Annotated in this window: 6 protein-coding genes and 1 pseudogene; 1 reads left to right on the top strand and 6 read right to left on the bottom strand. The window is 65.9% G+C overall.

Going from position 1 to position 6,786, the window contains the following annotated elements:
* From JMF90_RS17660 to sapR, 6 genes and pseudogenes are all read right to left on the bottom strand, one after another.
* Nucleotides 1-154 (bottom strand): annotated as a pseudogene (locus tag JMF90_RS17660) (ABC transporter ATP-binding protein); the annotation flags it as partial.
* 1 nt (nt 155) lies between these two features.
* Entirely contained in the window at nt 156-1,070 is a 915-nt protein-coding gene (gene nikC / locus JMF90_RS17655) for a nickel transporter permease (RefSeq protein WP_006478834.1), read from the bottom strand.
* A 66-nt stretch (nt 1,071-1,136) separates the two neighbouring features.
* On the bottom strand, nt 1,137-2,207 hold the full coding sequence (locus JMF90_RS17650) for an ABC transporter permease (protein WP_011547525.1): 1,071 nt from the start codon (nt 2,205-2,207) through the stop codon (nt 1,137-1,139).
* Between the two features lie 10 nt (nt 2,208-2,217).
* Entirely contained in the window at nt 2,218-3,819 is a 1,602-nt protein-coding gene (locus JMF90_RS17645) for an ABC transporter substrate-binding protein (RefSeq protein WP_011547526.1), read from the bottom strand.
* A 70-nt stretch (nt 3,820-3,889) separates the two neighbouring features.
* Nucleotides 3,890-4,453: a D-alanyl-D-alanine dipeptidase gene (ddpX, locus tag JMF90_RS17640; protein WP_011547527.1), complete on the bottom strand. Its 564-nt coding sequence runs from the start codon at nt 4,451-4,453 to the stop codon at nt 3,890-3,892.
* A gap of 16 nt (nt 4,454-4,469) precedes the next feature.
* Nucleotides 4,470-5,357, bottom strand: coding sequence for a sap1 transcriptional regulator SapR (sapR, locus tag JMF90_RS17635; RefSeq protein ID WP_011547528.1), 888 nt, complete (start codon nt 5,355-5,357; stop codon nt 4,470-4,472).
* Nucleotides 5,358-5,745: 388 nt separating this feature from the next.
* Here sapR and JMF90_RS17630 point away from each other — a divergent pair.
* A partial coding sequence (locus tag JMF90_RS17630) for a cupin domain-containing protein (protein ID WP_201325268.1) occupies nt 5,746-6,786 on the top strand: 1,041 nt, incomplete at its 3' end.

Genomic DNA, 6,786 nt, shown 5'->3' with positions numbered 1-6,786 from the left:
ATTCGCCGACGATGCCGAGCCGTTCGCCGGGCGCGAGCGTCAGCGACAGGTCGCGCACCGCGTCGGTGACGACGCCGTCGTGCCCGCGAAAGCCGATCTTCAGGCCGTCGATCTCGCAGAGCGGCGCGGGCGCGGGGGTGGAATGCATCGGCATGTCAGGCTCCATGGCGGGGATCGAAGACGTCGCGCAGCCCGTCGCCGAGCAGGTTGAACGCGAGACTCACGAGCAGGATCGCGATGCCGGGCAGCGTCGCGACCCACCACGCGTCGAGCAGCACGTTGCGGCCCGACGCGACCATGAAGCCCCACTCGGGGCTCGGCGGCTGCGCGCCGAGGCCGAGAAAGCCCAGGCCCGCGACGGTCAGGATGATGCCGGCCATGTCGAGCGTCGCGCGCACGATCACCGACGACATGCACAGCGGCATGATGTAGCGCAGCAGGATGCGCGGGCCCGACGCGCCTTGCAGCCGCGCGGCATGGATGTAGTCGGCCTGTGCGATGCGGATCGTTTCGGCGCGCGCGAGCCGTGCGTATGCCGGCCACGCGGTGATCGAGATCGCGACGACCGCGTTGATCACGCCGGGCCCGAGCGCGGCCGCGAACGCGAGCGCGAGCACGATCTTCGGGAACGCGAGCGCGATGTCGGTGATGCGCATCAGCACGCTGTCGACGAAGCCGCCGCAATAGCCGGCGGTGGTGCCGATCAGCAGGCCGATCGGCACCACGATCACGACGACGAGCAGCGCGATGCCGAGCGTCAGGCGCGAACCGGCGATCATTCGCGAGAGGATGTCGCGGCCGAGCTGGTCGGTGCCGAGCCAGTGCGACGCGGAGCCGGGCGGCAGCAGGCGGTCGGACAGCACCTGGCGCAGCGGATCGTGCGGCATGATCAGCGGGCCGACGATCGCGACGACGACCAGCGCCAGCAGGATCGCGAGCCCGAACAGGTTGAGCGGATTGGCCGCGAAACGGCGCCAGCGGCGGTAGGCGAGGCCGCACGCGGCCTGCGCGCGCGACGCGGGCGCATCGGAAAGCAGCCACGCGCGCAGCGTGAGCGGTGCGGCATTCATGGTCGGGTAGCCTTCGGCATGGACGGTGAAGGAAGCAGGAGGGAAACGGTCATGTCGACGCCGTCCTCAGCGTGCACGCGGATCGAACACGCGGTACAGCGCGTCGGTCAGCAGGTTGACGGTGATGAACATCGCGCCGATCACGAGCGTCGCGCCGAGCACCGCGCTCATGTCGGCGTTCAGCAGCGCGCCGGTCAGGTATGAGCCGAGCCCGGGCCACGCGAACACGATCTCGGTCAGCACCGAGCCTTCGAGCAGGTTGCTGTACGTGAGCGCGATCACGGTGAGCAGCGGCACCGCGATGTTGCCGAACGCATGCCGCCAGATCACGCGCCGCTCCGACAGGCCCTTCGCGCGCGCGGTGACGATGTATTCCTGGCTCAACTGGTCGAGCATGAACGAGCGGGTCATCCGGCTCAGGTACGCGACCGAGTAGTAGCCGAGGATCGCGGCCGGCAGCGCGATATGCGACACCGCGTTGCGGAACACGTCCCACTCGCCCGCGAGCGCCGCGTCGATCAGCAGGCTGCCGGTGCGCGGATCGACCATCCCGTCGTACACGGGATCGAGCCGACCGGGGCCGCCGACCCAGTGCAGCCGTGCGTAGAACAGCAGCAGCCCCATCAGCCCGAGCCAGAACACCGGCACCGAATTGCCGATCAGGCCGACGAAGCGCGCGATGTGATCGATCGGCCGGTTGTGCTTGACCGCGGCCGCGACGCCGAGCGGCACGCCGATCGCGATCCCGATCAGCGTCGCGATCGTCGCGAGTTCGAGCGTGGCCGGAAACACGCGCTTGATGTCGTCGAGCACCGGGTTCGCGGTCAGCAGCGACATGCCGAGATTGCCGTGCAGTACGTCGCGCGCATAGATCAGGAATTGCGTGACGAGCGGCTTGTCGAGGCCGAGTGCGATACGCTCGGCCGCATACGCTTCGGCCGACGCGCGATCGCCGAGGATCGCGAGCACGGGATCGATCGGCACCTTGCGGCCGATCACGAACGTCAGCGCGAGCAGCCCCGCGAACGTGACGGCGAGCGTGACCGCCCAGCGCAGCACGCGCAGCACCCAGCGTACGGCCGGGCGCCGCGCGGGCAGCGTGCGCAGTGCTTCGAGGGAGGAGGCGGGAGTCGACATGCGGTGAACCTTATTGCTTCTTCAGGTGACGGTACGACACGAGATCGTTGATCGGACCGACTTCGAGCCCGCTTACGCCGGGTCGTGTCGCGACCTGCGCGACCTTCTCGAACATGATCACGAACGGCGAGCGCGCGAGTATCTCCTTCTGCATCGCCTGGTACCGCTGCGCGCGTTGCGCGGCGGTCGGCTCGGCGAGCGCGGCGTCGGTTTCCTTCGTCAGTTGCGGAATGTCCCAGCTGTTGCGCCAGGCCAGCATTTTATAGCTCGACTTGTCGCCGTTGTCGGGGTTCCATGCGAAACCCTGCGCGTTGCTGTGCGGGTCGATGTAGTCGGCCGACCATTCGCCGATGTAGATGTCGTGCTGGCGTGCGCGGTATTTCGCGAGCGTCTGCTTGTTGTCGCCGGGGATCAACTGCACCTTGACGCCGGCCTGCGCGAAGTTCGCCTGCACGGCCTGCGCGATCTCCGTGTACGGATAGTCGTTGCGCACGTCCATCGTCACCGAGAAGCCGTTCGGCACGCCGGCCTTCGCGAGCAGCGCCTTCGCCTTCGCGACGTCGAGCTTGTACGGGTTCGAATTCAGCGTGCCGAGGAAACCTTCGGGCAGGAAGGTCTGGTGCACCTTGTAGGTCGTCTTCACGACGTTGGCCTGGATGCCCGCATAGTCGACCAGCCACTTCAGCGCTTCCTGCACGTCGGGCTTCGCGAGCGTCGGGTTCTTCGTGTTCAGGCCGAGATACAGCAGCGTCGCCTGCGGCGAGGCCGTGACTTTCGCCTTGCCCGATTTCACGACCGACGCGAGATCGTCGGGGCTCAGGTCGCGCGCCGCGTCGACGTCGCCGTTTTCCAGCAGCAGCCGCTGGCTGGCCGCTTCGGGCACGTGGCGCAGCACGATGCGCTTCATCGCGAGCGGTAGCCGGTAACCGTCGAAGCGTTGCAGCACGACGCTGTCGCCGGCCGCCCACTTGACGAGCTTGTACGCGCCGGAGCCGGCCTCGTTGGTCTTCAACCACGCGTTGCCGAAGTCGTTGCCCTGCTGGTGCGACAGCAGCAGCTTCTTGTCGAGCACCGACGCGGGCCACGAGCCGAGCACGTTGAGCACGAAGGTCGGCGCGTACTTGTGGTCGGTCGTGATCGATACCGTCTGGTCGTCGAGCTTCTTCACGTTCGCCGCGACGTTGGCCTTCGTGAGCCCGATGCCGGTCAGCACCGCGGCCGGCCCCTTGTCGAGCAGCACCGCGCGCTGGATCGACCACGCGACGTCGTCGGCCGTCAGCGGGTTGCCCGAGTGGAACTTGAGGCCCGGGCGCAGCTTGAACGTATAGGTCAGGCCGTCGGGGCTCACGGTCCACGACTGCGCGACGTCGCCGTTGAATTTCGACGGATCGCGCAAGTCGACGCGCACGAGCCGGTCGTACGTGTTCGCGACGTATTCCTCCGGCACCAGCTCGTAGATCTCGCCCGGATCGAGCGTCGTGAATTCGTCGAGCAGCGTGGCCATCACGAACATGTCCTTCGGCGTTTCCGCATGGGCGGCGGAAAGCGGCACGGCGGCGCACAGGGACGCGGCGGCCAGCGCCGCGACGAGCCGGGAAGTCGGGAATTTCATGGGCGCATCTCCATCTGTCGTTTGAGTCGTTGAACGTGAACCTGCATGAAAAGGGAGGCGTGCGGCGTCGTTACATCAGGCGCCACGGGCCGCTCGCCGCGTTGTCGATCTGCGGCAGCGCGTGCGAGCCAGGCAGCTCGTAGTGCCACCACTCGCTGTCGATATGCGCGAAGCCGGCTGCGTGCATCACTCCGAGCAGCAGCAGCCGGTTGCGTTGCACGTGCTCGGGCAACTCCGCGTGAAAGTGGCCCGACGCGGCCACCATCTCGTCGAAGCCGGTGCCCATGTCGAGCGGCTCGCCGTTCGCGCCGACGAGCGTCAGGTCGAGCGCGGTGCCGCGGCTGTGGTTCGACCCGCGGCCGAGATCGGCGACGAAGTTCGGGTCGGGCAGGAAATCCCACAGCACCTGCTGCGCCTGCGGCGGCCGGTACGCGTCGTAGATGCGCAGCGTGAAGCCGGCTTGCGCGGCGACGTCCACCGCCCGGCGCAGCGCGGTTTCGGCCGGCTCGAGCAGCAGACAGTGCGCGTGGCGGTAGATCGGCTTGCCGGTCAGGTTGCGCTCGGTCGCGTAGACGAGATCGATCTCCACGCGATGCGTGGCGGGCGTGATTTCGACGAGGCGGTGAGGGTTCATCGGCGGTCCGGTTTGCTCAGGATTCGAATTGGTCGAACGTGCGCTGCAGTTCGCGGTTGCGCGCGACGCGCCGGTCGATCGCGGGACCGAGGCGGTCGACCACGGCGGTGATCAGCAGGTTGAACAGGCAGGTGAGCGGCGCGAGCGAATCCCAGAACTGGCCGACATCGGTCTTCACCTGCAGCAGGTCGGCCGGCCACTCGCGCGCCCACGGGCAATACAGATCGGTGACCAGTGCGAACGGCTGGCCGCGTTCGGCGGCCGCCTGGCAATAGCGGCGCGCGCTGCGCGAATAGGCACGCGTGTCGGTGACGATGCAGTACGGCCGTTCGAACTCCGAATTCAGCGAATCGACGTATGAGCCCGACTGGCCGTCGGAATAGAACACGCGCGGGCGCAGGTATTCGAGGTAGCTGCTGAATGCGTTGCTGATGCCGCGGGTCGACTGGATGCCGAGGATGAAGACGGCATCGGCATGCGCGATCCGGTCCGCGACCTGCGCGAACACCGGTTCTTCGGCGAGCCGGTACACGTGGCGGATCGCGTCGAGTTCGCGCTCGAGCGACGACGCGAGCGTGCCGCCATCGCGATGGCCGTCGCGCTCGCCGACGGTCGTTGGCGTGGCGGTGGCGCGGCGGTACTCGTCGAGGCGGTCGGTGATCATCCACGGGCGGTCGCCGCCGCCGCGCAGTTCGCGTTTCAGGTCGTCGAGATTCCGGTAACCGACGCTGCGCAGGAAACGCCCGACCGAAATGCCGCTGGTGCCGGTCTGCTGCGCGATCTGGTCGGCGGTTTCGAGGCCGAGCCGATCGAGGTTCGCGAGCATGTAGCTCGCGATGCGCTTCGCGGTCGGCGTCAGCTCGGCAAAGCGGGATTCGACGGTATGGGCGAAGGCGCAGGTCATCGAGCTGTTAGATCGTTGTCATTTGATGATTCGATGTCATCTATCTGACAAAGCCAAAATCATTCGCGCCAGCGGATAAAAACTATGGGGTGGCGGGAGGTGATAGCCGCGAAGGCGGGTCACGGGAGCAGGCGGAAAGGCATGTTTATCTCTGTCAGACATATTTTGCGTTTATGCCTGACAGAGATAATTTCTCCCCTGCTGCATCGCAATAATTACAAAATTAAAGTCGATCATTTTAATTCATTAATTCAGGTTAATAATTCATTTAATTTTTAGATGAATATGGATTTAACTTGCGTCACGGGATGTTTGATTTTCGGTAATTCGAAAAACGGCAAGTGTTCCGTAATGGAAATTCTCTCGATTGAGGAATGAAGAGGAAATCATGACGAATCTTTCTCGACGCAAGATGTTGACGAGTACGGCCGGCGCCATTGCCGCGGCGGGCATTGCGGTAACGGCGAAGGCGGCTTCGTTCGGTAATCCGGACAGCCCGCCGGAAGGCGCGGTGAATGCGCGCAACCGTCAGAGCCTGACCGACCCGGGGCCTAAAAATCCGACCATCGCCAATCAATTCCCGTCTTTTCAGGACCCGCCGACCACCGATATCAACGGGATGCCGTTATTCTGGGCGTCTTTCAATAATGCCCATAAACGCATTCAGAATGGCGGATGGGCGCGCGAAGTGACGCAGGACGATTTCGCGATTTCCGAAACCATTTCCGGCGTCAACATGCGGCTCACGCGCGGCGGCATTCGCGAGATGCACTGGCACCAGCAGGCCGAGTGGGCCATCATGCTCGACGGCCGCTGCCGGATCACGGTGCTCGACGAACTCGGGCGGCCGTCGGTGCAGGACGTCAAGACCGGCGATCTCTGGTATTTCCCGCCCGGCCTGCCGCATTCGCTGCAGGGCCTCGGCAGCGACGGCGCCGAATTCCTGCTCGCGTTCGATAACGGTCGCGCATCGGAATTCAACACGCTGTTGCTGACCGACTGGATCGCGCATACGCCGCCCGACGTGCTCGCGCTCAACTTCGGCGTGCCGGCCGACGCGTTCCGGAACGTGCCGCTCGACAACCTGTGGATCTTCCAGGGCGACGAGCCGGGCCCGCTCGCGGACGCGCAGCGCGCGTCGGCCGCATCGGCCGGTGTGCCGCCGCATCCGTTCATCTTTTCGCTCGGCGACATGAAGCCGGTCAGGAAGACGCGCGGCGGCGAGGTGCGGATCGCGGACAGCACCAACTTCAACGTGTCGACGACCGTCGCGGCGGCGCTCGTCACCGTGCATCCGGGCGGCATGCGCGAGCTGCACTGGCACCCGAACGCCGACGAATGGCAGTACTACCTGCAGGGCGAGGCGCGGATGACCGTATTCGACACGGGGCCGAAGGCGCAGACGGCCGATTTCCGCGCGGGCGACGTC

It is taken from the genome of Burkholderia sp. E168m23, from assembly GCF_016586125.1.
In the GTDB taxonomy this organism is placed as follows: Bacteria; Pseudomonadota; Gammaproteobacteria; order Burkholderiales; family Burkholderiaceae; genus Burkholderia; species Burkholderia orbicola.
Note: the sequence above shows the minus strand (reverse complement) of the source record. Positions and strands in the feature narration are given on the sequence as shown.

Bases quoted from the DNA above. Each gene is read 5' to 3' on its own strand.
- nikC (WP_006478834.1), bottom strand. From the start codon at position 1,070: ATGAATGCCGCACCGCTCACGCTGCGCGCGTGGCTGCTTTCCGATGCG.
- JMF90_RS17650 (WP_011547525.1), bottom strand. From the start codon at position 2,207: ATGTCGACTCCCGCCTCCTCCCTCGAAGCACTGCGCACGCTGCCCGCG.
- JMF90_RS17645 (WP_011547526.1), bottom strand. From the start codon at position 3,819: ATGAAATTCCCGACTTCCCGGCTCGTCGCGGCGCTGGCCGCCGCGTCC.
- ddpX (WP_011547527.1), bottom strand. From the start codon at position 4,453: ATGAACCCTCACCGCCTCGTCGAAATCACGCCCGCCACGCATCGCGTG.
- sapR (WP_011547528.1), bottom strand. From the start codon at position 5,357: ATGACCTGCGCCTTCGCCCATACCGTCGAATCCCGCTTTGCCGAGCTG.